Source organism: Microbispora cellulosiformans, from assembly GCF_008728085.1.
GTDB lineage: Bacteria > Actinomycetota > Actinomycetes > Streptosporangiales > Streptosporangiaceae > Microbispora > Microbispora amethystogenes.
The window spans coordinates 196479-221723 of sequence record NZ_VYTZ01000007.1 but is presented as its reverse complement, the minus strand read 5'-3'; the positions used below and the strand labels follow the sequence as shown (position 1 = coordinate 221723).

The 25245-nt window shown below is 72.9% G+C and carries 22 protein-coding genes; 15 read left to right on the top strand and 7 right to left on the bottom strand.

Going from position 1 to position 25245, the window contains the following annotated elements:
- The first annotated feature begins 23 nt into the window (after positions 1-23).
- The 11 genes from F5972_RS20790 (at position 24) to F5972_RS20740 (ending at position 11230) form a co-directional block, all read left to right on the top strand.
- Positions 24-1664, top strand: coding sequence for a carbamoyltransferase family protein (locus F5972_RS20790; protein WP_150935258.1), 1641 nt, complete (start codon positions 24-26; stop codon positions 1662-1664).
- Positions 1661-2755, top strand: a complete 1095-nt coding sequence (locus F5972_RS20785; protein WP_150935257.1) for a glycosyltransferase family 2 protein — start codon at positions 1661-1663, stop codon at positions 2753-2755. The genes F5972_RS20790 and F5972_RS20785 overlap by 4 nt, the downstream gene beginning before the upstream one ends.
- Complete coding sequence (locus F5972_RS20780; RefSeq protein ID WP_150935256.1) at positions 2752-3822, top strand: glycosyltransferase family 9 protein; 1071 nt, start codon at positions 2752-2754, stop codon at positions 3820-3822. The genes F5972_RS20785 and F5972_RS20780 overlap by 4 nt, the downstream gene beginning before the upstream one ends.
- Complete coding sequence (locus tag F5972_RS20775; RefSeq protein WP_150935255.1) at positions 3819-5012, top strand: glycosyltransferase; 1194 nt, start codon at positions 3819-3821, stop codon at positions 5010-5012. Before F5972_RS20780 ends, F5972_RS20775 begins: the two co-directional genes overlap by 4 nt.
- Before the next feature lie 3 nt (positions 5013-5015).
- Positions 5016-5567, top strand: coding sequence for a D-sedoheptulose-7-phosphate isomerase (locus tag F5972_RS20770; protein WP_150935254.1), 552 nt, complete (start codon positions 5016-5018; stop codon positions 5565-5567).
- Complete coding sequence (gene rfaE2, locus F5972_RS20765) at positions 5564-6961, top strand: D-glycero-beta-D-manno-heptose 1-phosphate adenylyltransferase (protein ID WP_150935253.1); 1398 nt, start codon at positions 5564-5566, stop codon at positions 6959-6961. Before F5972_RS20770 ends, rfaE2 begins: the two co-directional genes overlap by 4 nt.
- Before the next feature lie 44 nt (positions 6962-7005).
- Positions 7006-7698 (top strand): SDR family oxidoreductase, encoded by a 693-nt coding sequence (locus F5972_RS20760; RefSeq protein WP_150935252.1) that lies wholly within the window; start codon positions 7006-7008, stop codon positions 7696-7698.
- The gene (locus F5972_RS20755; RefSeq protein ID WP_150935251.1) at positions 7689-8636 is read left to right on the top strand and encodes a glycosyltransferase family 9 protein; all 948 of its coding nucleotides are present in this window, start codon (positions 7689-7691) and stop codon (positions 8634-8636) included. The genes F5972_RS20760 and F5972_RS20755 overlap by 10 nt, the downstream gene beginning before the upstream one ends.
- Positions 8633-9595, top strand: a complete 963-nt coding sequence (locus tag F5972_RS20750) for a UDP-glucuronic acid decarboxylase family protein (protein ID WP_150935250.1) — start codon at positions 8633-8635, stop codon at positions 9593-9595. Before F5972_RS20755 ends, F5972_RS20750 begins: the two co-directional genes overlap by 4 nt.
- 268 nt (positions 9596-9863) lie before the next feature.
- Positions 9864-10475, top strand: coding sequence for a hypothetical protein (locus F5972_RS20745; RefSeq protein WP_150935249.1), 612 nt, complete (start codon positions 9864-9866; stop codon positions 10473-10475).
- Positions 10476-10576: 101 nt separating this feature from the next.
- Positions 10577-11230 carry an HNH endonuclease family protein gene (locus F5972_RS20740; RefSeq protein WP_150935248.1) on the top strand — a complete coding sequence of 218 codons (654 nt, stop codon included), beginning with the start codon at positions 10577-10579 and terminating at the stop codon, positions 11228-11230.
- A gap of 32 nt (positions 11231-11262) precedes the next feature.
- Here the strand turns inward: F5972_RS20740 and F5972_RS20735 are convergent, their stop codons facing one another.
- From F5972_RS20735 to F5972_RS20725, 3 genes are all read right to left on the bottom strand, one after another.
- Positions 11263-11973, bottom strand: a complete 711-nt coding sequence (locus tag F5972_RS20735; RefSeq protein ID WP_150935247.1) for a Mut7-C RNAse domain-containing protein — start codon at positions 11971-11973, stop codon at positions 11263-11265.
- A 118-nt stretch (positions 11974-12091) separates the two neighbouring features.
- The gene (locus F5972_RS20730) at positions 12092-12436 is read right to left on the bottom strand and encodes an SPW repeat domain-containing protein (protein ID WP_111697282.1); all 345 of its coding nucleotides are present in this window, start codon (positions 12434-12436) and stop codon (positions 12092-12094) included.
- A 211-nt stretch (positions 12437-12647) separates the two neighbouring features.
- Complete coding sequence (locus F5972_RS20725; protein WP_150935246.1) at positions 12648-15095, bottom strand: M14 family metallopeptidase; 2448 nt, start codon at positions 15093-15095, stop codon at positions 12648-12650.
- 291 nt (positions 15096-15386) lie between these two features.
- On the opposite strand from F5972_RS20725, the gene F5972_RS20720 reads away from it, so the two are divergent.
- On the top strand, positions 15387-16154 hold the full coding sequence (locus F5972_RS20720) for a bestrophin-like domain (RefSeq protein ID WP_150935245.1): 768 nt from the start codon (positions 15387-15389) through the stop codon (positions 16152-16154).
- Position 16155: 1 nt separating this feature from the next.
- A complete protein-coding gene (locus F5972_RS37385; protein WP_191910241.1) occupies positions 16156-16875 on the top strand; it encodes a hypothetical protein in 720 nt (239 codons plus the stop codon).
- Between the two features lie 10 nt (positions 16876-16885).
- On the opposite strand, the gene F5972_RS20705 is transcribed toward F5972_RS37385, so the two are convergent.
- The gene (locus F5972_RS20705; RefSeq protein ID WP_150935242.1) at positions 16886-17917 is read right to left on the bottom strand and encodes an aldo/keto reductase; all 1032 of its coding nucleotides are present in this window, start codon (positions 17915-17917) and stop codon (positions 16886-16888) included.
- Between the two features lie 172 nt (positions 17918-18089).
- Positions 18090-19565: an MDR family MFS transporter gene (locus F5972_RS20700; protein ID WP_150935241.1), complete on the bottom strand. Its 1476-nt coding sequence runs from the start codon at positions 19563-19565 to the stop codon at positions 18090-18092.
- An 89-nt stretch (positions 19566-19654) separates the two neighbouring features.
- Between F5972_RS20700 and F5972_RS20695 the strand changes: the two genes are divergently transcribed.
- Entirely contained in the window at positions 19655-20302 is a 648-nt protein-coding gene (locus tag F5972_RS20695; protein WP_150935240.1) for a TetR/AcrR family transcriptional regulator, read from the top strand.
- Positions 20303-20376: 74 nt separating this feature from the next.
- Positions 20377-21048 carry a TetR/AcrR family transcriptional regulator gene (locus F5972_RS20690; protein ID WP_150935239.1) on the top strand — a complete coding sequence of 224 codons (672 nt, stop codon included), beginning with the start codon at positions 20377-20379 and terminating at the stop codon, positions 21046-21048.
- Positions 21049-21116: 68 nt separating this feature from the next.
- Here F5972_RS20690 and F5972_RS20685 read toward each other — a convergent pair whose 3' ends face one another.
- Complete coding sequence (locus F5972_RS20685) at positions 21117-24587, bottom strand: helicase HerA domain-containing protein (protein WP_225311689.1); 3471 nt, start codon at positions 24585-24587, stop codon at positions 21117-21119.
- The gene (locus F5972_RS20680) at positions 24584-25243 is read right to left on the bottom strand and encodes a hypothetical protein (protein WP_225311688.1); all 660 of its coding nucleotides are present in this window, start codon (positions 25241-25243) and stop codon (positions 24584-24586) included. Before F5972_RS20680 ends, F5972_RS20685 begins: the two co-directional genes overlap by 4 nt.
- Between the last annotated feature and the right edge of the window lie 2 nt (positions 25244-25245).

Here is a 25245-nt window from a genome sequence, read left to right as displayed (position 1 = left end):
CACTGCGCAACGGAGGGAAACCGATGCGGTTCTTGGGCATAAACGCGATATTCCATGATCCGGCCGCTGCGCTGGTCGTGGATGGCGAAGTGGTGGCCGCAGCGGAGGAAGAGCGCTTCAGCCGGCGCAAGCACGGCAAGCGGCCGGTGCCGTTCTCGGCCTGGGAGCTCCCCGAGCAGGCCGCGGCGTGGTGCCTGGAACAGGCCGGCCTGCGGCCCGAGGACCTCGACGGAGTCGCCTACTCCTACGATCCGGAGCTGGTGCTGCCCGGAGGGGAGGGGCAGGACGCGCGCTGGGAGGACATGCGCACCACCTACGCGCGCCGGGCCCCCAACTTCCTGGCGACCGCGCTGCCCGGGCTGGACGCCGCCCAGGTGCGCTTCGTCCCCCACCACATCGCGCACGCCGCGTCGGCCGGGCTGGCCGCGCCGTACGGCGAGTCGGCGGTGCTGGTCTGCGACGGCCGGGGCGAGGCCGTGTCGCACCTCGCCGGGCACTACCGGGACGGCGAGCTCACCGTCCTGGCGAGCCAGGCCCTGCCGCACTCCCTCGGACTGATGTACGAGGACCTCACCGCGCACCTCGGCTTCCTGCGGTCGAGCGACGAGTACAAGGTGATGGCCCTCGCCTCCTACGGCGAGCCGCGGTTCCTGCGGGAGATGCGCGAGCTGATCTACCCGACGGGCGACGGCGGTTTCCGGGTCGAGCAGATCGACTGGAGCGTCTACGCCAAGGCCCTCGGCAAGGGCGAGAAGTGGACCTCCGACCACGCCGACCTCGCGGCGAGCGTGCAGACGCGGCTGGAGGAGGTCCTGCTCGACCTCGCGACGTGGCTGCACGAGCGGACCGGCGCCCGTCATCTCACGATGGCCGGGGGAGTGGCGCTGAACTGCGTGGCCAACACCCGGCTGTTCGCCGAGGGCCCGTTCGAGGACATCTGGGTGCAGCCCGCGGCGGGCGACTCCGGCACCGCGCTCGGCGGGGCGCTGCACCTCGCGCGGGCCGGGGGCGACCGGGTCGCCCCGATGCCCGGCGCCGACCTCGGCCGCGGCTGGACCGACGAGGAGCTCGGCGCCTGGCTCGACGTGGCGAAGGTGCCGTACGAGCGGCCCGCCGACCTCGCCGCGGCCGTCGCCGCCGACCTCGCCGCCGACCGCGTGGTGGCCTGGTTCCAGGGCCGCGCGGAGTACGGCCCCCGCGCCCTCGGCCGCCGTTCCCTGCTCGCCAACCCCGGGAACCCCCGCAACACCGAGCGGCTCAACGACGTGAAGGGCCGCGAGCAGTTCCGCCCCATCGCCCCGATGGTCCTCGCGGAACGCGCCTCCACGATCTTCGGCAGGGGCCCGATGTCGAGCCCGTACATGTTGTTCGTCCACGACGTGAGGCCCGAGTGGCGCGACCGCATCCCGGCCGTCGTCCACGTGGACGGCACGGCCCGCATCCAGACGATCGAGCGCGGGCGCGACCCGCTGCTCGCCCGGTTACTCGAGGAGTTCGAGGCCCGCACCGGGGTCCCCGTGGTGGTCAACACGAGCCTCAACACCGCCGGCCGTCCGATGGTGGACGACCCGCGCGACGCGCTGGAGTGCTTCGGCTCGGCGCCCGTGGACGTGCTCGTTCTCGGCCCGTACGTCGTGCGCAGGGGGGCGGTGTTCGCGGGATGACATCGGAGACGACCCGGCAGACGACACAAAAGACGACACAGCAGACGGCACAGCAGACGGCACAGCGGACCGGCCGGAAACGGAAGGCCGCCCCCACCGAGGCCGTCCCGCAGGGGCCGGCCGTCACGGTCGTGATCCCGACCATCGGGCGGACGAGCCTCGCCGCCACGCTCGCCGCCATCGATCTCCAGGACGGTTCCGAGGTCATCGTGGTGGACGACCGGCCGGGGGACGGCGCCGAAGCCCTGCAGGTCCCCGCTCGCGTACGGATGCTGAGGTCGGGCGGGCGCGGCCCGGCCGCCGCGCGCAACGTGGGCTGGCGGGCGGCGACGACCCCCTGGGTGGTGTTCCTGGACGACGACGTGGTGCCGGGGCCCGGCTGGGCGCGGGCGCTGGCGGCCGACCTCGCCCGCCTGCCCGCGCACGTGGGCGGCAGCCAGGGACGGCTGGAGGTGCCGCTGCCCGGGTCCGCCGAGGGCCGCCGCCCGACCGACGCCGAGCGCAACACCGCCGGCCTGGCCGGAGCCGACTGGATCACCGCCGACATGGCCTACCGCAGGACGGCCCTGGAGGCGACCGGCGGGTTCGACGAACGCTTTCCCGGCGCGTACCGGGAGGACGCCGACCTCGCGATTCGCGTGGAGCGGGCCGGGTTCTGCCTGGCGAAGGGGGAGCGGCTGACGCGGCACCCGGTGCGCGCCGACGGCTTCTGGTCCAGCGTGCGCTTCCAGCGCGGCAACGCCTCCGACGCGCTCATGCGCCAGGCGTACGGCCGCGACTGGCGTCTGTTCGTCGGCGGCCACCCGGGCAGGCTCAGGCGGCACGCCCTCACCACCGGCGCGGGCCTGCTCGCGCTCACGCTGGCCGCCGCCGGAGTGCGGAACGGCCGCCGGACGCGTCTCGCCGCGGGCGCCGCCGGGCTCGCCTGGCTCGGCCTCACCGCCGAGTTCGCCTGGGCGCGGATCGCCCCCGGACCGCGTACGCCCGAGGAGATCTGGCGCATGGTCGTGACCAGCGTGGTGATCCCGCCGGTCGCGTGCGCCCACCGGCTCAGAGGCGAGCTCGCGGTGCGGACGGGGAGGCGTCCGTGATCGGGACCGCACTGGTGGTGCGGCCCGACAACGCGGGTGACGTGCTGCTCGCTGGGCCCGCCGTGCGCGCCGTCGCCGCCGGAGCGCGGGAGGTCGTCATGCTCGCCGGCCCGAACGGCAGGGCGGCGGCCGGACTGCTGCCCGGCGTCGACCGCGTGCTGGAGTGGCGCGCCCCCTGGATCGACCCCGACCGGATGCCGGTGACCTCCGAGCACGCGGCCCGCCTGGTCGAGCAGGTCCGCGCCGTGGGGCCCGACCTGGCCGTGATCTTCACGTCCTTCCACCAGTCGGCGCTGCCGACGGCCCTGCTGCTGCGGCTCGCCGGGGTGCCGCGCATCGCCGCGATCAGCGAGGACTACCCCGGCTCGCTGCTCGACGTGCGGCACATCGTGGACGAGCGCGTGGACGTCCCCGAGCCGGAGCGGATGCTCGGCCTCGCCCGCGCGGCCGGCTTCGCCCTGCCGCCGGGCGACGACGGGCGGCTCGCCGTACGCGGCCCGCTGCCGGACGTGGAGCACCTCACCGGGCCGCCGGGCTATGTGGTGGTGCATCCCGGCACGACCGCGCAGGCGAGGGCGTGGCCCGCCGAGCGCTGGGCGGAGGCCGTCGGGGTGCTGCTGGCCGCGGGCGAGCGGGTCGTCGTCACCGGCAGCCCCGGGGAGCGGGCCCTCACCGCGATCGTCTCCGGTCCCGCGGCGGACCTCGGCGGGGCGACCACGTTCGCCGAGCTGGCCGCCGTGCTGGCCGGGGCGTCGGCGGTCGTGGCGGCCAACACCGGCCCGGCCCATCTCGCGGCGGCGGTCGGCACGCCGGTGGTCAGCCTGTTCGCGCCGGTCGTGCCCGCCGCCCGCTGGGCGCCGTACGGAGTGCCCTCGGTGCTCCTCGGCGACCAGGACGCCCCCTGCCGGGGGAGCAGGGCGAGGATCTGCCCCGTCCCCGGCCATCCGTGCCTGTCCGCCGTCAGCGGCGACCAGGTCGTGGACGCCGTCCGCAGCCTGATCGCGGCGAGGGAGCCGCTCGGCGAGGCGGTCGAGGTGGTCGAGGCGGTCAAGGAGGGGGTGTCATGAGGATCGCCCTGGTCTCGGAGCACGCGAGCCCGCTCGCGACCCTCGGCGGCGTGGACGCGGGCGGGCAGAACGTGCACGTGGCGGCGCTGGCCCTGGCCCTGGCGGAGCGGGGCAACGAGGTCGTCGTCCACACGCGGCGCACCTCGCCGGAGCAGCCGGACACCGTGCCCATGGCGCCCGGTGTCACCGTCGAGCACGTGCCGGCCGGGCCGCCCGAGCCGCTGCCCAAGGACGAACTGCTGCCATACATGGCGGAGTTCGGCGCGCACCTGGCCCGCGGGTGGAAGGGCGAGCGGCCCGACGTGGCGCACGCCCACTTCTGGATGAGCGGCCTGGCCGCCCTGACGGCGGCCGAGCCGCTCGGCGTCCCGGTCGTGCAGACCTACCACGCGCTCGGCACGGTGAAGCGGCGCTGGCAGGGCGAGGCCGACACGAGCCCGGCGGCCCGGATCTCCGCCGAGCGCGAGATCGGCCGCCGGGCCGTCGCCGTGATCGCCACCTGCTCCGACGAGGTGCGGGAACTGGTCGCGCTGGGCGTGCCGCGCGACCGGATCGCGGTCGTGCCGTGCGGCGTCGACCTCGGCGTGTTCCGCCCCGGCGGCCCGGCCGCCCCGCGCGGCGACCGGCCCCGGGTGCTGAGCATCGGGCGCATGGTGCCGCGCAAGGGGGTGGACACCGTCGTTCGCGCCCTGCGGCAGGTGCCCGGCGCCGAACTCGTCATCGCGGGCGGCGAACCGGGCGACGAGGAGAGCACGCGGCTGCGCACGCTGGCGGACGGCCTCGGCCTCGGCGACCGGGTCCGGCTGATCGGCAGCGTGGGCCGGGCCGAGGTGCCCGCCCTCATGCGCTCCGCCGACGTGCTGGTGACCGTCCCGTGGTACGAGCCGTTCGGCATGGTGCCACTGGAGGCCCTGGCCTGCGGGGTGCCGGTGATCGCCTCGGCGGTCGGCGGCCACCTCGACACCGTCGCGGGATGCGGTGTGCTCGTGCCGCCCCGGCGGCCCCGCGCGCTGTCCCGTGCGCTCGGCGACCTGCTCGCCCGGCCCGCCCTGCGGTCGGCGCTGTCGGCCGCGGGGGCGAGGCGGGCCCGTGCCCGCTACGGCTGGTCCAGGATCGCCGAGCAGACCGAGTCCGTGTACCGAAACCTGGCCGGCGGGCGTCTCGGCGCCCTCGCCGCCGCGGGAGGCTGAGCGATGCATCCTCACCTGGCCCGGCTGAGCACCGCGCTGACGGCGGTCGACCCGGAGACACCCAAGATCCACGCCTGGGGTTACAAGCTCGCCGCCGTGCTGAGCGGCGGTGGACGACTGCTCGCCTGCGGCAACGGCGGCTCGGCCGCCGAGGCGCAGCACCTGACCGCCGAGCTGGTCGGGCGCTACCGCGCCGACCGGCGGCCGTACGCCGCGATCCCGCTGCACGGCGACACCTCGTCGCTGACCGCCATCGGCAACGACTTCGGCCTGACCGAGCTGTACGCGCGGCAGGTGCGGGCGCACGGCCGCCCCGGCGACGTGCTCATCTGCCTGTCCACCAGCGGGACGAGCGCCAACGTGACCGAGGCGGCCGAGGCCGGCCGCGAGTGCGGCCTGACCACCTGGGCGCTGACCGGCCCCGGGCCGAACCCGCTCGCCGACCTGTGCGACGAGGCCCTGACCGTGCCCGCCGACGACACCGCGACCATCCAGGAGGTGCATCTCACGGTGATCCACATGCTGTGTGACGTGATCGAGAAGGCAGTGGCGTGAGCGCACCACTCGTCATCGTCGGAGACTCCCTGCTCGACGTCGACGTCGAGGGCACGGCCGACCGGCTGTGCCCCGACGCGCCCGTCCCCGTGGTCGAGGGGCAGGCGGAGCACCACCGGCCGGGCGGCGCCGGCCTCGCGGCGCTGCTCGCCGCCCGTGACGGCACGCCGGTGACGCTGGTCACCGCCGTCGGAGACGACCCCTCCGGCCGCTGCCTGGAGGACCTGCTGTCGCCCACCGTCGAGATCGTACGGCTCCCGCTGCGCGGCACGACCGTGCGCAAGACCCGGGTCCGGGCCCGGGGGCAGACGCTGGTCAGGATCGACACCGGGGACGGCCGGGCGATGGGGCGGCCGGGCCAGGTGGCCCAGAGGGAACCGGCGGGAGCCTCGGCCTTCGCCCGCGCCGCGGACGCCCTCGCCTCGGCGGGCGCGGTGCTGGTGGCCGACTACGGGCGCGGCGTGGCCGACCTGCTTCGTGAGCTGCTGCACGGCCTCGACGTGCCGGTCGTCTGGGACCCCCACCCGCGCGGGTCGCTGCCCGTGCCCGGATGCGCGCTCGTCACGCCCAGCGAGGCGGAGGCCCGGGGCATGTGCGGCGAGCCGTACGTCTCGCCGGAGCGAACGGCCCGCAGGCTCGTCCGCGACCTCGACGCCGAGGCCGTCGCGATCACGCTGGGCGAGCGCGGCGCGATGCTGGCCCGGCGCGGCGGCAGGTTCGGGCCGGTCCCCGCCCCGCACGTCGCCACCGGCGCCGACGCCTGCGGCGCGGGCGACCGCTTCGCCGCGGCGGCGGCCCTCGCCCTGGCGGACGGAGCGTCCACCGAGGACGCCGTCGCCCGCGCGGTCGGCGAGGCCACCAGGTTCGTGGCGGAGGGCGGGGCCGCCGCCCTGCGCCTGCCGCGCCCGGCCGCCGAGGCGCCCGTGCCGTTCCCGTCCGGCGCCTCCGCCTTCGAGGTGGCCGCCGCCGTACGGGCCGCCGGAGGCCGGCTCATCGCGACCGGCGGATGCTTCGACCTCCTGCACGCCGGGCACGTGAGCCTGCTGCGGCGGGCCAGGGCGCTCGGCGACGCCCTCGTCGTCTGCGTCAACTCCGACGACTCGATCCGGCGGCTCAAGGGCCCGAGCAGGCCGCTGGTGAGCGAGCGCGACCGCGTCGAGGTGCTGCGCGCGCTGGGCTGCGTGGACGCCGTGACGGTCTTCGACGAGGACACGCCGTCCCAGGTCATCGAGCGGCTGGGCCCGGACGTGTGGGTGAAGGGGGGCGACTACGACGAGCGGTCGATGCCCGAGGCCGAGGCCGTGCGCCGGGCCGGTGGGGAGGTCGTCATCCTGCCGACCGTGCCCGGATATTCCACCACGGGCCTGATCGCCGCCGCCCGGGCCGCATCGTGATCTCCGTCGCGGGTAGCGGTCCTCCAGTCGGAAGGGAAACCTCAATGGTGGGAAACGTACTGATCACCGGTGGCGCGTCCGGCCTCGGCCGGGCCACCGCGGCGGCGGTCGCCAAGGCCGGCGGCCGGCCGCTGGTCGTCGACCTCAACGAGCCGGACGGCGGGTTCGACCACGTGCGCGCCGACCTCGCCGACCGCGAGCAGGCCGAGCGGGCCGTACGCGAGCTCGCCGAGCGGGCGGGCGGCCTCGACGGCGTGGTCACGGCGGCGGGCGTCGACGCCTGCGGACGGCTGGAGGACGTGGCCGCCGACACGTGGGAGCGGGTGATCGCGGTCAACCTCCTCGGCACCGCCGCGGTGGTCCGGGCGGCCCTGCCGTTCCTGCGCGCGTCGGAGGGTGCGTCGGGGGGCAGGGTCGTCACCGTCGCCTCCACGCTCGGCGTGCGGGCGCTCAGCGACGCCACGGCCTACTGCGCCTCGAAGTTCGGCGTGGTGGGCTTCACGCGGGCCCTCGCGGCCGAGCTGGCGGGCCAGGTCGGGGTCACCCTGCTGATCCCCGGCGGCATGCACACCAGCTTCTTCGACGACCGGCCCGAGCAGTACAAGCCCGGCCCCGACGCCCGGCTGAACCAGCCGGAGGACGTCGCCGCGGCGATCCTGTTCGCCCTTGGGCAGCCGCGGGGCTGCGAGGTCAGGGAGCTGGTCGTGGCCGCCTCGACGGAGACGTCATGGCCCTAGAGGAACCGGGAAGACCGGTCCTGCTCGCCCTGCGCGGGCTGGGGCTCGGCGACCTGCTCGCCTCGGTGCCCGCGCTGCGGGCGCTGCGGCGGGCGCATCCCGGGCACCACTTCGTGCTCGCCACCCCCGCCTACCTCGGCGGGCTGCTCCCGCTGATCGGCGGCGTCGACGAGCTGATCGACGTGTCCGGCCCGGGACCGGTGCCGTACGCGTCGCCGGACGTCGCGGTGAACCTGCACGGCAGCGGCCCGGAGAGCATCCAGGCGCTGCGCCGCACGCGGCCGGGCCGCCTCCTCACCCACACGCACCCCGCCGTGCCCGGCTCGGACGGCCCCGCGTGGAACGCGGAGACGCACGAGCGTGAGCGGTGGTGCTCGCTGCTGGACTGGTACGGCATCGCGGCCGACCCCGACGACCTCGCGCTCGGCGACCCGGGTCCGGGCCCGCTGCCCGGCGGCGAGGTGGTCATCCATCCGGGCGCGGCGTTCCCGGCCCGGCAGTGGCCGCCGGACCGCTTCGCCCAGGTGGCCGCCGAGCTCGTCCGGGAGGGCCACCGGGTCGTCGTCACGGGCGGGGTGACCGAGATCGCGCTCGCCCGGCACGTCGCGGCCCTCGCCGGGCTGCCGGAGGAGTCGGTGCTGGCCGGCCGTACGAACCTGCCCGAGCTGGCCGCGCTGACGGCGCACGCGTCACTTGTGGTGTGCGGCGACACCGGCATGGCGCACCTGGCCACCGCGGTCGGCACGCCCTCGGTCATCCTGTACGGCCCGATTCCGCCCGCGTTGTGGGGCCCGCCGCCGGGCCGTCCGCACATCGCGCTGTGGGCGGGACGCCGGGGAGACCCGCACGGCGACACGCCGTCGGAAGGCCTGCTGGAGATCGGAGTGCCCGAGGTGCTTGACGCGGTCAGAAGGTTGCGAGGAGTGGGGGCGCGATGAAGGGATCCCGTGTCGTGGTCACCGGAGGAGCCGGGTTCCTCGGCTCCTATCTGTGCGAACGCTTACTCGAAGGGGGCGCGGCGGTCGTCTGCCTGGACAACTTCCTGACCGGGTCCCCGCGCAACGTCGAGCACCTGATCGGCCGCCCGGCGTTCCGGCTGGTGGAGTGCGACCTCACCGGGTTCGTCCACGTGCCCGGCCAGGTGGACCTGGTGCTCCACTTCGCCTCGGCGGCGTCGCCCGCCGACTACCTGCGTCATCCGATCGAGACGCTGAAGGTCGGCAGCATGGGCACGCTGCACGCGCTCGGGCTCGCCGCCGAGAAGGACGCCCGGCTGGTCCTCGCGTCCACCAGCGAGGTGTACGGCGACCCGCTGGAGCACCCGCAGAAGGAGACCTACTGGGGCAACGTCAACCCGGTCGGGCCGCGCAGCGTGTACGACGAGGCCAAGCGCTTCGCCGAGGCGCTGACCACGGCCTACCGCGACTCGCGGGGCGTCGACACCGCCATCGCCCGGATCTTCAACACGTACGGCCCGCGGATGCGGCCGCACGACGGCCGGGCGATTCCGACGTTCATCCGGCAGGCGCTGCTGGGCGAGCCGATCACAGTGACCGGCGACGGGAGCCAGACGCGGTCGATCTGCTACGTGGACGACACGGTCGACGGCGTGCTCGCGCTCGCCGCGAGCGACTTCGCCGGGCCGGTGAACATCGGCAACCCGGCGGAGATGTCGATGTCGGAACTGGCGGAGACGATCCGGGACCTCGCGGGCTCCGCCTCGCCGGTCCGGTTCATCGAGCGCCCGGTGGACGACCCCGCCGTGCGCCGCCCGGACACCTCGCTCGCCGAGGAGCGGCTCGGGTGGCGTCCCCGGGTCGACCCCCTCACCGGCCTGCGCCGCACCATCGACTGGTTCGAGAAGGAGCTGAGCTCGCCGTACTCCGTCGCCTCCTGATCGCCGTCGCCTCCTGATCGCCGTCGTCCCGGGAGACGCCTCGGCGGGTGGAAACCGTGTGCACAAATCAGCATGTGGTGTGCAGAAAACGTCAAGACGCGCTCCCGGGATCTCGGGCACACTGACGTCAGGCGCTGAATTCGGGTGCGGAAATTCCGTCAGCGGTGCGGACGGAAAGAGAAGCGCGCGCCGAATGCCGGAGTCGCCGTGGTGGAAATCCCGGAAATCCCGGGCTTCGGTGCTGTGAGGACGTAGAAATGACGCGTAAATGAAGCAATCCGAACAGGTGCTCCAAGCGGAGAACCAATGGGATCTCATGGTCGAGCACGGGCACGGCATTCAGAACGGATTCCACGGTCTCTGGGCGGAGGGCGACGATCCCGAGGAACTGTCCCGGCTGCTCCGGGCGGATCCGGACTCGCGTCTGGAGTGCGATCTCGAAACCGCCGTCAAGGTGTACGGACGCATGTGGGAGCGCGCCGCCGTGTGGATCGGCCCGCACGCCCCCGGCTGGACGCATGTCCTCGCCTTCGGCCTGCATCCGTGCCATCCCGCCGTCCGGAACCTTGGACGGCGCCTTGTCCTCGAGATGTTCTGCCGTGAGGAACTGGGCGTGCTCGAACCTCTGAACGTCTACTACGACGGACGAAAACTGGGAGACGTCACCCCGCCGTACGACGAAGGAGGGGATATGCATCTCGCCGAGTACCTGCCATACGCGCCTGGACCGGAGTTCGGCGCGACAGGGAGCTTCACGCGGGACGTGCATTTCGTGGCGAGCATGGTGGGCCGCATCACGGGACGCTTCATCGACCGGGATTGGTGGACGGCGACGCGCACCCTTTATCGCGTCCCCGACGGCTCCTGGGAATCGCGATGACGCCGGCCAGGTGAGCGGAGGCGGGGCCGGTTCCGCCGGCCGGCCCGGCGCCACGTGTCTCCCGGATGCGGCGCGCCCGTGAGTTTGGTAAGGCTGTAGTCATGATTTTTCCCGCGAGGGCGTTCAGCACCGCCGTAGCCACCCTTCTGGTCGTCCCGATAACCACGGTCGCCGCCGCTCCCCAGGCGGCGGCCGACGCCGGGAGCGCGACCCACGCCGCGGCGTCGGCCCGCCGCCTGCTGGCCCATCTGAAGGTGGCCAGGCCGCTGCCGCTCCGCGGGTACAGCCACCGGCGGTTCCTGCCCCGATGGGCGCACCACAAGGGCACGTGCGACGCGCGGGAGATGGTCCTCGCCCGCCAGGGGCGGGGGGTGCGCAGGGACGCGCACTGCCGTCCCGTCAAGGGCACCTGGCACAGCCCGTACGACGGCAGGGTGCTGAGGAGCGTGAAGCAGGTCGACGTCGATCACCTGGTGCCCCTGGCGTACGCCTGGCGCTCCGGCGCCGCCAAGTGGAGCCAGGCACGACGCCGGGCGTTCGCCAACGACCTCACCCGCCCCGAACTGGTCGTGGTGAGCCACAAGGTGAACATGGCCAAGGGAGGCCAGGGCCCGCAGAGCTGGCGTCCGCCGCGCCGGAGCCACTGGTGCCGCTACGCCAGTGCGTGGATCGCCGTCAAGCACCACCACCGGCTCTCCGTGACCAGGAAGGAGAGGACGGCCCTGCTCAACATGCTCCGCACCTGCCGGCGCTGACCCTCCGCCCGCCCTTATGGCCGGGAGACGGCTTACGGCCGGGAGACGGCGTGCAGGGCGCGGCCGACGAGGGCCGCCAGGCTGTCGCCGTGCGCGCCGTGCCAGTAGACGCGGCCGCAGGAGAGGCACCGGGCGAACGCGTCGTAGCTGCGCCGGGTGCCCGGCTCCAGCGCGTCCTCCACCTCGGCCTTGCCGACGGGCGCGAGCGACCCGTTGCAGGCGGTGCAGCGGGTCCACGGGACCAGCGGCGGCCGGAACCGGTCGAGCACGTCGAGAAACTGGTCGTCCGGCCGGGCTCCGCGCACGTACGCGCCGCGCCGCAGCGACCGGCGGCGCAGGATGCCGCGGTCCTGCGTGAGCAGCACCCGCTCCTCGGCGCCCGCCTGCTCGATCAGGGCGTCGTCGTCCATGTCGTTGTGATAGGCGGTGTCCAGGCCGACCAGCCGCAGACGCCGGGCCAGCGTGCCGAGGTGGACGTCGAGCAGGAACCGGATCCTCGGGACCACCTGCGGCCTGCGCACCGGCCGGACCTCCACGACCTCGCCTGCGCTGGGCCGGTACGACGGGTCGACCGGCCGGTCCGCCGTTGTCAGCTCACCGATCTCCGTCAGCGGCACCCCGGCCGACTCGATCACGTGCCCGAGCGAGGAGGTCCCGTCGTACGGCAGGCACACCTCCGGCCGCCGGTTGCGCGGCGCGAGGAAGAGCCACAGATCAGGCGAGAAGCGTACGGACAACTCCATGCCCCCAGCATGCCCCTCAGCACGCCGCCGGCGGGCGGCATACGAAGGGCCCCGCTGCCGTCCGCCGGGGAGGGCGGCAGCGGGGCCGTACAGGGGTGGGCAGAGGGCGGGCAGGGGCTCAGGCGGCGACGGTGGTCCGGCCGCGGACCTGGAGAACGGTCAGCAGGCCGACGACGACGGTGACGGCGCCGGTGATCCAGGCGGTCCACGCCGAGGCGGCGTCGCCGTCGAAACCGAACGCCCAGGGGGAGACGAACAGCAGGGCGCCGAACGCCGCGGTCACCCAGGAACTCGCGCCGCCCGCGCCCAGGATGGACCACAGGGCGGAGACGACGAGGAGCGCGCCGAGGACGAGCAGCGGTTGCGTCGCGGCCTGGGCGTCGGCCCAGAAGAACGGCGCGACCACCGCGACCAGACCGGCGAGGAGGGCGACGACGTCGGACAACGATCTCGTGAGATCCATCCGTGCCTCCGTACGGGGAGAGATTGGCTGTGCTCCGACACTCCGTCTGATTGACCGCCCGGTCAACAACCCGTTACGTCAGGATTTCCTAACCCTGAGTGACAACGCCCTGAACGTGAGGGTCGCGGACTCCGCGCGGAAACCTCCCGCCGTACGGCGGCGGCCACCGGCCCGGGGGAGTCCCGGGCCGGTGGCCGCCTTCACTGACCGGTCAGCGCCTGCCCCTGACCTTGACGGTCTCCTTGTTGTAGTTGTCGCCGTCGCCGTCCGGCTTGTAGTTCTTCTCGACGTTGCCCGCGATGTCCACGGCGAACCAGTGGACCTCGGTGGTCTGGTTCACCGTGATCCTCTGCGCGCCCTCGCGCATGCCGGCCGCGGCCAGCTTGGGCGAGCTCAGCGTCGGACGGCTGCCGTCGATCGTGTAGTAGACGTTCGCCGGCTCGTCGGTCGTGAACGTGAACGTCGCCGAGGTGTCGTCCTTCGCGAGCTCCTTGAGCCGGGAGTCGGGCTTGTGGGTGTCCTCCCCGTACGCCCGCGCCACCTCCAGGATGGCGATCTGGCCGTTCGAGAACTCCATCGCCTCCTCGTGGCCCTCCTCGAACGGCGGCTGGAAGCCGACCGCGCGGTACTGCTTGGCCGCCTGGTCGTAGACGTCCGCGCCGACCTCGAAGTCCCAGCCGATGATGCCGCGGTTGTACCAGTGCTCGTCGGCGCTGTTGCCCGCCGCCGAGTAGAGCACGTCGACCACCGGGCCGGTTCGCCCGGGCCAGATCGCCGTGCCGCGCCGGCCCTGCACGGCCGACAGGATGTGGCTGGAGGCGTTCCAGAAGAAGCTCTCCGTGCCGAAGTCGGCCCGCGGCAGCGTCTCACGCCCGGCGGTCTTGTACGCCCCCGGAGGCCACATGAAGTAACCGCCGTAGGAGTGGGTGTTCATGGCGAACCTGATGTTCGGGAACGTGTCGACGAGCCACACCTGGTTGCGCGTCTCGGGCTCAGACAGCTCCGACGGCCCGGCGAACGTGTCGTTGGTGCAGGTCGTGGTGGCTCCGTTGTACCCGTCGAAGACCGAGCCGACGGTGAAGTTGCGGTTGAGGTCGACACCCCACGAGTTGCGGCGCCCCGGGTCTCCGTTGGTGACCGGGCAGTGGTTGGTCATGTTGCGCCGCTGCATGTTGTAGTCGTACATCGAGTAGTGGCCGCCGTCGGGGTTGGCCGTCGGCATCACGAAGATGTCGAGGTTGTCCACGATCTTGCGGGTGGCCGCGTCCTGCGCGTAGTTGCGCAGCAGCCGCTCGGCGGTCTCCACGCAGGTCACCGGGGTGACCCACTCGCGGGCGTGCTCCTGGCAGTAGAGGAAGACCCCGACCTTCGAGCCGTCCCGGTGCTTGCCGATCCGCAGCGCCTTCATCTGGAACGGCTGACGCGAGACCGTCGCCGGAGCCAGCAGGCCGTCGGTCAGCCGGGTCGCGGGGGCCTCCGCCACCACGCCGTTCCCGGCGTTGCCCCGGTAGGTGGCGGCGGTGAGCAGCGCCGAGGCGGCGGCGTCGCCGTTGAGGGCGGCCACCACCTGCACGGCCGTGCTGCCGATCGCCCCGGAGGCGTCGGTGGCGAGGGTGACCGCCACGTTCTTGCCGCTGACGGCGACCGACAGCGGAGTTCCGGCGGCGCCGGGCTTCACCAGCGCGAGGCTCACGTCGTTGCCGCCCTCGCTGCCGTACGCCCGGGAGCTCACGTAGAACGTGCTCGCGGCGGCTGCGCCGGTCCCCGTGCCGAACTGCGCCTGGGCCGCGCGCCGGTAGCCGTTCGTCCTGTACGGCAGGTCGACGATCTCCGCGACCTTCGGGAACTGCCTGGCGAGCGCGGTGATACGGCCGGTGATCTCGGTCGGGTCCATGTAGTGGTCGATGAAGTCCGACACGTAGTGCCTGCTCGGGGGCTTGCGCTTCTCGCCGAGCCACTTCGTCACCGGCACCGTGACCGAGCCGCCCCGGCTGCTGGTCACCGTGACCTTCGTGGGAGCCTGCGTCACGGGGATGGGCGCGCTGAACCGGTGGTACATGTACTGCCCGGCGTCGGTGAAGCGGGACATGGTCGCCGTTCCGCCGGAGTCGGGGGCCGTGCCGGGGCCGCTGTCCCAGGTGGCGGTCAGCACGGTCTGCGCGTCGGTCGCGCTCGACTTCACCTCGACCGACAGGAAGCGCTGGTCGTCCAGACTGGTGAACCACTCGGCGCGCAGCGGGGTGAGCGTGTCGGTCTCCGCGGCGTCGGCGGCGGCGGAGGCCAGGGCCTGCCGCCGCTCTGCGATGTTCGCGGCGTAGTCGCCCTGGTCGGAGATCGCGTCGCGGACGTCGAAGCCCTGGTCGCGCAGACCCTGCGCCTCGCCGGGGCTGAGCACGGCGTGCACCTCGATGCCGCCGTCGACCGGCTTGGTGTATTCGGCCAGGTCGACGCCCAGGGCGACCAGCCTGTCCACCGCCGCATGGTCGGGGACGACGACCCGCAGCAGCGCGACGCCGTCCTGCGCGGTGCTGGACGCCCGGTCGGGGGGCACCGGCTGGGGCGAGGGATCGGCGAGCACCGGGAGGGCGTTCAGGGTGAGCGCCAGGGGGAGCGCGAGCACGGCCGCGTAACGCCGCGTTCGGCGGGGGGAGCTCCTCATCGGGTTTCCTCCATCTGGCGTGCCCTTCCAGGCAGGGGGGTCAGCCGGGGCGGGGCACGCAGGTCGAACGAAGTCTTTGTCGGTGCAGAAAATTCGTCAAGAAGCCCCAACTATCCGATTTCGGGATTTTTCCGTAACGAGACGCTTCAGTGCCTGTTTAGGGGTTTTGGCTCACGTTCCTCTTCTGTTAAGGCCCCGGCCAATGGCCGGGACTCTATCCGGAACCGCTGGTCTGCGGTTACTTCATGTGCTAGTCATGTGACCTAAAGTAATCGTCAAATTGGAGGTGTCATGCTCGCTGGCGTACTCGCCGCCGTGGCGGCCGTCGGCCTGGTGGCCCTGGCCGTCGTCCTCTTCCGCACGCTCGGCCGGGGCACCGACGACCGCGATCCGGGCGGCGCCTCCGCCGGTCACGCCGGGTCGATGCTCTCCTCGCTGTTCCTGCTCGTGTTCGCCATCGCGATCGTCGTGCCGTGGACCTCGGCCGACGCGGCGCGGCAGAACACCTACATGGAGACGCAGGCCCTCGTCGAGACCTACTGGGCCGCGGCGCCCCTGCCCGTCCCCGACGCCGACCAGTTACGCGAGGGGCTGCGGGAGTACGCGCGGTACGTCGTCGACGACGAGTGGCCGTTGATGGCCGCCGGGCGGCTCGGCCCGGAGGGGACGGACCGGCTGGAGTCCCTGCGCGCCTACGTGGCGGAACTGCCGGTGACGACGGATGAGGCCCGCGACGCCAAGAGCACCGTGCTGGACCGGATGGCCGACCTGTTCGCCGCCCGGCGCCAGCGCGCCGCGGACGCGGGGACGGCGCCGCCGCCGGGGGTCCTCCTCCTGACGGTCGTCACGGGCGTCCTCGTCATCGTCTTCCCGTTCCTGGCCGGAGCGAGGCCCCGGGGCTTCGCGCTCATCCCGGTCACGGCCATGGCGGTCCTGCTCGGCGTCGGCGTCTACCTGGCCTGGAACATCGCGCATCCGTTCAGCGGGGGGCTGGCGGTCAAGCCGGACGCCTTCGTGAGCGCCCTGCACGAGTTCCAGCGGATCCCCGAGGGCCGCTGACATGGGCCGGACGGCGGGCCCGCGCATGGCCGTCACGGTCGCCGTGGCCGTCTCCGCCTGCGCCGCGCTGACCGCCGCGTTCCCCGCGGGGGCGCGCGCGACCGGCGGCGGCGCCCGTGCGACCGCCCTCGCCCCGCGAGGCGCGCTCACGGCGGATGGGACGGCGGCAGCGGAGATCACGGCGTCGGCCGCCCTCCGGGGCGCCGGAGTCGTGGGAGGAGTCGTGCGCGGCGTGGCGGGTGCGTCCCACGTGGTCGCCGATCCGCACCGGCCGGGGGTGCGGATCGGCGTCTGCGTCGACGTGGACGTGATCGTCGGCCTGCACGCGGAGGTGGGCGTCGGAGGCCCGGCGCGCTGCACGCCGCCGACCCCTGTGCCGCCGCCGCCTCCGCCCGCCCCGCAACCTCCGCCCCCGCCTCCCGCGTCGCCGGTGCCCGCGAAGCCCGCGCCGGCCCCGCCGCCGGCGCCGCGCCCCTCCCCGCGTCCGGCCGCGCCCCGGCCGCCGGTCGTCGTGGCGCCGTCACCTCGTCCGCACGCGACCCGTCCTCACCCGGCCCCGCGGCCTGTCGCCACGCCGTCGGCGTCCCCCGTCTACCGGGTGCCGGCCAGGCATGCCGCTACGCCCGTACGGCGCCGCAACCCCATGGGGTCGCTCACGGTCGTCGTGGTCCTCTGCGTGGCGATCGCCGCCGCCGCGGCCGCCGCGTTCCGGGTGCGGTAGCCGTACGCCGTCAGCGCCGGGCCACGCCGGGAGAGGGATCGGCGAGCGCGGCGGCGCCGAACACCCACGACGAGGTCTGGGCGATGAAGTCCCCCGGGAATCCGAGGGTGAACCCGGTGGCCTCTTCCAGTCGCTCGCGGATCTCGGGAGGGAGGGTGAGACCGGCGGAGGCGAGATTGTCCCGGAGCTGGTCGGCGGAACGCGCCCCGACGATCGGGTGGACGGAGGGGGAGCGGCTCATCGTCCACGCGATCGCCACCTGGGACGGGGTCGCCCCGAGCTCGACGGCGGCGTCCTCCACGGCCCGGGCCACGGCGTGGTCGCGGTCCGAAAGGGACTGCGCGGCCAGCCGCCCGGCGGGCGCGGTCCCGTCCGCGCGGGTGTACTTGCCGGACAGCACGCCGCCCCCGAGCGGGCTCCACGCCGTGACGCCGAGCCCGAGGGACTCGGCCATGGGCAGCAGTTCCCTCTCGATGTCGCGCTGCAGCAGGCTGTACGGCACCTGGAGGCCGATGAAGGGACTCCACCCGCGCCACTCGGCGAGCGTGTTGGCCCGGGCCACCACCCAGGCGGGGGCGTCGGAGATCCCCACGTACAGCACCTTGCCGGCCTGGACGGCGTCGTCCAGGGCGCGCATCGTCTCCTCGATCGGGGTGTCGCGGTCCCACATGTGCACCCAGTAGATATCGAGGTAGTCCGTACGCAACCGGCGCAGGCTGGTCTCCAGCGAGGCCCTCAGGTTCTTGCGGTGGTTCCCCGCGGCGTTCGGGTCGGCGCGATCGCGCGAGACGGTGTACTTCGTGCCGAGGACGAACGACTCGCGCCGGCCTTCGAGCAACTCGCCGAGGATCTCCTCGCTGGCTCCGTCGCGGTAGTTGACAGCAGTGTCGATCGTGTTGCCGCCCGCCTCGGCGTACAGGTCGAGCATCCGGCGGCACTCCTGCGGCGGCGCGCCGACCCCGCCCTGCTCGCCGAAGGTCATCGCGCCGAGGATCAGATCGGACACGCGCAGGCCGCTCGTGCCCAGGGTGCGGTATCTCATGCCGTGGCCGATCCCCGGACGCGCTGGTCCGGTGCCCAGCAGTGCCCGCACGGACCAGGATCGGCGACCACCAGGTGGCCGGATAACTGTGTCATGGAAAGGACTATACACAGTGTATGGACAACGTGTCTGTAGCTGGAGGCCGTACCGCGATTCCGGCCGGGACGAGCCCTCACACCGTGGTGACGCCGCTGGCCGTTCGGTCGTTCGAGGTCTCCTGGTCGGGCACCGGCGTCGCGGCCGGTTCGTGGCGCGCCGGCCTGTCGGCCGGCAGAGTGATGGCGGGGACGACCGCGGCGGCGGTGATGCCGATCGCCCACCAGAACGCGCCCTGGAAGGCGCCGGTGGCGCTGTGGCCGAGGAGCGACTGCAACGCGACGGCCACGATCGCGGTGCCGAACGAGGCGCCCACCTGCTGGACGATGCGGGTGTTCATGGTGGCGTGCGGGATGCCCGCCGGTTGGATGTCCCGGTAGGCGATGGACATCGGCGGGATCAGCACCGCCCCGATCCCCAGACCGCGAACCAGCAGCACGGCTCCCAGCCACCACAGGCTTGTGTCCGGCCCGGCGAGCGCGAACGGGACGGTGGCCACGGCGGTGAGCAGGAAGGCGGCGATCGTCACGGCGCGCGCCCCGAACCGGCCGACCAGATCGCCGATCACGAAGCGCGAGACGAGCGCCCCGACACCCTGCGGGATCATCAGCAGTCCAGCGTCCAGCACGCTGTCACCCCGTAGCTGCTGGTAGTAGAGCGGGAGCAGGAACATTCCGGCGTACATCGCCGCGCCTGCGGTGAACAGGGCCGCGGAGGCGCTGCCGAGCGAGCGTACGCGCAGCAGCCGTACGTCGACGATCGGTTCCCGCTCGCCGGGCAGCCGCGACGCCCAGGAGACGAACGCGGCCAGCAGGACGAGGCCGGCCGCCAGTGGCACCAGCACTCCGGCATGGCCGATCCCGCCGTTCTCGGACAGTTGCGAGAGCCCGAGCAGGATTCCCGCCAGCGCCGGCGCGAGCAGCACCAGGCCGATCCAGTCCAGGCGCCCGCGCCCCGCCGGGGAGCCGGGGTGGCCGGCGGGCAGGAAGCGCCACGCCAGCAGCAATCCGGCGGCGATCACGGGCACGTTGACGAGGAACAGCCAGCGCCAGCTCAGCCAGTTGAGGATCACGCCGCCGATCACCGGGCCGAGGATCGGACCGAGCGCGACCGGCAGGCTGACGGCCGCCATAAGCCTGCTGCTGACCCGCCCACCCGCGGCTCTCACCGCGAGCGTCTGCATCAGCGGGAAGATCAGCCCGGCGGCGAGGCCCTGCAGTACCCGGAAGCCGATCAGGCTCGCGTCGTTCCACGCCGTCGCGCACAGCACCGAGGCGAGCACGAACAGCACCAGTGCGGCCATCCAGACCCGCTTGCCGCCCCAGCGGCGCTCCGCCCACCCGGTGACCGGGATCGCGACGGCCATCGCCAGCAGGAAGCCGGTGGTGACCCACTGCATCGTTCCGGCGGTCGAGTGCAGCTTCACGACCAGCGTGTGGATCGCCAGCGTCACCATCGTCGAGTCGAGGATCGCCGCGATCCCGCCCACGACCAGCGCGATCAGCGCCTTCTTCACCTGCGGCGACAGCTTCGCCTCGGTGGTCTCCGTCATCGTCTCGCCCCTGAGATAAGAGTGGAATCCATCTCTTATGAGGCTAGGGCGTGTTGCTAAGGAATGTAAACCTCTCTTATGGTGGAATCGTGACATCTGCCGCCGCGCCCTCTCGTCAACGCCGACGCGGGTCCGAGCTCGAGGCCGCGCTGCTGGACGCGGCCTGGGACGAGCTGCTCGAGACCGGCTTCGCGAAGCTGACCATGGAGTCCGTGGCCTCCCGCGCCGGCACCGGCATCGCCGTGCTGTATCGCCGCTGGGCCAACAAGAACCAGCTCGTGCTCGCCGCGCTCGAGCACTACCGGAACACCCACCCGGTCGAACTCCCCGACACCGGCACTCTGCGCGGCGACCTCCTCGCCGCGCTCACCGGCATGGGCGAGGCCCGCGCCGCCTTCTCCGCCATCGCCGCGGCCGCGGCCTTCTCGGGGCTGCTGGCCGATACCGGGCTCACCCCCGCCCAGGTACGCGAGCGGATCCTGGGGGACCAGCCGCTCTCGCGCGTCCGGGTCATCTACCAGCGCGCCCATGACCGCGGCGAGATCGATCTGAAACGGATCCCTCCCGCGGTGCTCGCCATGCCGTTCGACCTGGTGCGCCACGACCTGCTCATGGACCTCAAGCCCCTGAAGCCCGCACGCGTGACGTCGATCGTCGACGAGATCTTCCTCCCCCTCGTCCACAGCTATCACGACGGGCCGGGGCCGGCGGGAACCGTCCCACCCGCGCCGGCCTGAGCGCCGTGGAGCCGATCCGGCGCGCTCCTGTCGCCGCCCGTGGCGTCCCTACAGCTCGTCGTATTCTGAGGGGCATGCCTTCGAAGCGCGGCGCGCAGCCGGCCCGCAGATCGGTCGCGGAGCCGGCGTCGACCGGGCTGCGGGAGCGCATCCTGTCCGCGACGCGCGACCTGCTCCGGGAGCGCCGCTTCGAGACCCTCAGCGTCGCCGACATCCTGACCGCCGCCGGGGTCTCCAGGGCGAGCTTCTACTTCTACTTCCCGAGCAGACAGGCCGTGCTGGGCGAGCTGGTGCGCGAGGCCGTCACCGGCGGGCGGCGGGCCGCGCGGCCCTGGACCGGCGGGACGGAGGATCCCGTCGCCGCGCTGCGCGCGGGGGTGCGGGACGGCGCCCGGCTGTGGCGCGACAACGCCGGGGTTCTTAAGGCGATCGTGGAGAGCCAGGGCTCGGACGAAGGGCTGCGTGCCCTCTGGCACGAGCAGATGGACCTGTTCACGGCCGCGGCCGCGGCCCGTATCGAGGCCGACCCGCAGGCCCGCGCACGGCTCGGGGACCTGGACGTGCGCGCCGTCGCCGCGTCGCTGACCTGGATGGGCGAACGGCTCTACTACCTGGCCGCGGCCGGCGTCCCCCCGTTCGACGACGAGGAGGTCCTCGTCGACGTCCTCACCCACGCCTGGACGTCGATGCTCTACGGCCCGCCGGGCGCCCCGCCGCCGGCGGTCCGCTACGGCCCCGCGGACTGACCGCCTCCCCGGACACGCGGGAGCCGGTGCCCCGCCCGAGCGGCGGCACCGGCTCCGCGGGCTTCCGCTCAGGACCGGTTGGCCCGGGCCACGACCTCCTCGCTCGTCAGGGGGCCGCTCGGGTGGTGGCTCAGGCACAGGGGCGTACGCACCTTCGTGAAGGACCCGCCCTCGACCGCCGTGTAGAACTGACCGGACCGCAGCCGCGACACGTCGGGGACGTCGCCGCCCTTGGCCCGGGCGAGCTCACGCGCCGCCGTGATCTGCGCGGGTGCGTTGAGCAGGCCGAAGAACTGCGTGGCCGCGTTGCCCGTGATCTGGTTGTGCAGGCCCTTCGGCGCCTGGGTGGCGAACACCAGCCCGAGGCCGTACTTGCGCGCCTGGGCGGCGAGGGCGAGCGTGCTCTGGGTGCAGGCGGTCGTCGCCCCGGACGGCGCGAAGGTCTGCGCCTCGTCCATCACGAACAGCCCGCCGAGCGGCCGGTCTCCGGCGGGGTGCCGTTTGATCCAGGAGAACAGCGCCATCTGCAACTGATTCACGAAGCTCTGCCGCTGTGCGTCGGAGGTGAGACCGGTGAGGCTGATGACCGACACGCGGGCCCGCTTCCCCGCCGCCGGCGTCAGCAGGACCTCGGGATCGACCGGGACGCCCTTCCCCGCGAACAGCGGATCGCTGATCATCTCGGCCCGCAGGTGCTGGGCCATCTCGGTCGCGAGCCTGGCCGCGCCCTCCAGGCGGCTCACGCCGTCCGGCAGGTCGTCGAGCAGGGCGACCAGCCCGTTGAGCGCCGTGCCGCCCTGCCGTCCGTAGTGGACGACGGCCTCGCGCAGCACCGCCCGGCCCAGGTGTGCCCTGGCCGGCCTCCCGTCGACCTTGGCCCGCGGCACGAGGGCGGCGAGGGCGGCGTCCACCGCCTCGCCGAACTCGTCGGGGTCGTCGAGCACGCTCGCGAAGTCGGGCAGCGGCTGGAAGCTCAGCGGGCGTCCCTGTTCCTTCCGGGGTGTCCAGACGACCACGTCGGTGCGGGCCAGGTATTCGGCCGCCCTGTCCGCGTCGCCCTCGCCCCACTCGCCGGGCGGCTCGGGCCACGCGTCGCCGAGCCGCGCCAGGTCGTTGTTCGGATCGAGGACGACCGACGAGACCCCCCGCAGGGCGCACTCCTCCACCAGTCGCCGGATCAGGACGGTCTTCCCCGACCCCGAACCGGCGAAGACCGCCACGTGCTTGCGCAGGGCGTCCAGCGCGATCCGCACCGGCCGGTCGTCCGAGCTCGCCGCCCCGATCGTCAGGTACGAAGCCGTCTGGGCCTCGTCTGACGACAGCGGCTTGCGCGGGCGAGGAACGGCCTGCGCCTCCGCGACTGTTGCCGTCGCAGACGCTTCAGGGACCGGCGCAACCACCCTGGCCGCGGTCTCCGCTAACGGCGCGTTGACGGCCGGCGTCTCGATCGGCGCCACCCCGGGCAAAGGCTGCAGCGGCCAGACCTGGGGATCGGGGCCGGCCGCATGAAGGCGCGTGCCCTCGGCATGCGCCACGCTCACACCAGTCGGGTCAGGCGCATCGCCGAAGGCGGGGGGCGGAGTCGCGGCCGTCGGTGGCTTGAGGTGCGGCACGGGCTCCGGCTGCAGCACGCGCCGATCGGGATTTGCGGTGCGCCGGGGCTGGTCCGGCGACCGGGTCGCCCGCGAGGACGTCCTGACTCCTGGATCGGACACCCTGGGAACGGCGGCGTCGCTCAACGCCTCGGCGAACAGCTTGACCTCGCTCGTCGGTCTCCGGGAGACGAGCCAGGCCTGGAGACCGGGCGGGTTGTCGGCGAGAAGGTTCCGGAGAGCGGCGAAGATCCTGAGGTCGTCCTCCTCGATCTGGAGCACCCGGCCGCCCGCCTGCTCGAACGCGGCCAGCGCCTCCTGCGTGGCCGGTCCCTTCGCCCAGCTCTGGTTCCTGAGCACGAACAGCTTCCGCCTGGGAATCTGGTCGTTGAGCCCGGCCGCCATCGACGCGTTCTTCAGACGCGTGAGTGCGGCGGAATGATGGGTCGCCGAGATGGCCCGGAAGCACCAGTGCGCCTCGTTCTCCGTCGCCTCGTCGAGCGTGCGCCGCAGGCGGGCGTGCAGGGGCGGCTTGGAACTCGGCGGCGGGTCCTGGCTGAACACCCGTCCCGTCTCATCCTGCTCGGCGATCCATGCCTTCAGCCCGGCCGACAGCAGCCAGGGCATCACGGCGTCCTCCGTGACCGGGTCCAGCGCCCCCGCCACGTCCGCCCGCTCCCGCAACTCCGCGAACCGCCTGTCGAGCCCCGTGAGGTCGTCCAGCGGCAGAGGCGAGACCCCCACGACCGGGATCGGCGGCGAGTCGGTGAGCTGTTCCAGCTCCGTGACCTGCCCGCTCGCCAGGCAGGCCCGCACGTGCGCGTCTATCCGGATGAGCAACTGGCGAGGGGTGTACTGGTGTGCTTCCTCGAATGCCTCCGGCCTCACCGGCCACGTCGGGTACGGCGGTGTGAACCCCGCACTCTCGTACTGTGTCGCGAATCGCTTCTCGATCAGCTTCCGCCCGGTCTCCGCGTCCGGGATCGTCCTCAGGGGGCTCGTCTCCCGGAAGCGATCCTGCACCGTGTCAGTGGCCTTCGTCTGAATGAGATCCCACGTAGCAGGCAGGCACGAGAGCACGGTCAGTGTGCGGCGGGTCACCTCGCGGAGCATCAGGAGGCCGCCCGCGACGCGTTCGAGGACCAATGCCTGTTGCCAGGACTCGCTGCGGTCATTCGCAAGAGACATGGACGACTGCGCGAGCATGACATCGATCTGGTCGATCGCGACGACAGAAGGGCCGGTCAGCGCCACCAGATGGGATATGTCACTGACGATCTCCTGTGGGGACTTTCCGATCGTGGTGAAACCCCAACCTGCCCGCTCGCCCGGGTCCCCTTCCGCCGCGCACGCGAGGTAGGCGTCTCCGACGTCCTGCGCGGACAGGTCGCTCGAAGCGCGCAGGACGAGCGCCCTCGCGACGTCCTGAGCGTCACGACCGACGTGCCGGTCGTATCGGCGAAGGGCGTGCACGAAGACGTCCAGTTCCTGCCGTGAGAGCGACGCCTCACCGATCACGGACTGCCGGGCGTCGGACGGCACCTCGGTCAGCAGGCAGAGCCGCCACAGGAGTTCCTTGAGCTGGGTCCCCGCCCCCGGCATGGGCCGGGAGAGGCTGTCAAGCATGGAGAGCAGCACGCTCTCCCAGAAACTCCTGGCGTCGAGCAGACTGACCAGGAAGAAGTAGCCGTCCTCCTCGTGCACCGCCTGCCGGGCCCAGCCGAGCAGATGTGTCTTGCCCGCGCCTCGTTGGCCCTGGATCACGAGGCCGATGGGGCTCGCGTCGGCGCTCTCCTCGGCCTCGATGAAACCATCGATGATGCCCTTGGCGGTCTGCTGGTGCAGAGCCCCGACATGGAACGGCAGTGGTCGCCACACGTCGTCTGGGACCTTGGCGTAGTTGAACCTCAGCGCCGCCAGAGCGTCCAGTTCCCTGCCGGTCATCATGCTCCGATCAGGATGCGGTGCTTGGGCTGGTCGCCGATGAGCACCGCCGCGTCGCGGTCTGCCTGAGTGAGGGTCTTCTGGTTCTCCCAGGGGACGATGCGCACGTCGGGCTGGGCGATCATCTGGCGGAGGGCGGCATCGACTCTGTCTCTCGGGGCGTCGCCCAGGCGCGGGCGCAGCAGGGTCAGGCTGACCCAGGCGTTCGGCTTGTCGGCGAGCTGCGCGTACGCCTTCCGGATCATCGTCTCAATGTCGTCGGATGAGGGAGCGGCCTCTACGCTCGCGCTAGGTTCCGCCGCTTCGGTGACCGGCGGGTCCTCGACCGGCGCCTCGGTGGCCGTAGGGGTGAGGTCAGGTCCGCGCCCGAAAATCTCCGCGAGACGGATGTCGGTCCGCTCCATGTGCCGCTGCAGGCCACTGACGAAAGCCTTCAGCGTAGCGGCGGCGAAACCGGTGCTCGGTGCGTCGATGCCGTTGTGGAAAATTTCCCTCGCGTGGTGCCAGCCCTTGTCGGTCAGCACGTGACTGAAGGAGCGGCCCTGTCGCCGGCTCTCCATGAGTTTGCCCTCGGTCAGGGCGACCCGCTCCTTGCCGGTGATGGTGATGCCGTACTTCTCCTTGAGCTCGGGATTGGAGATCTCCCGATCCTCGGCCATCA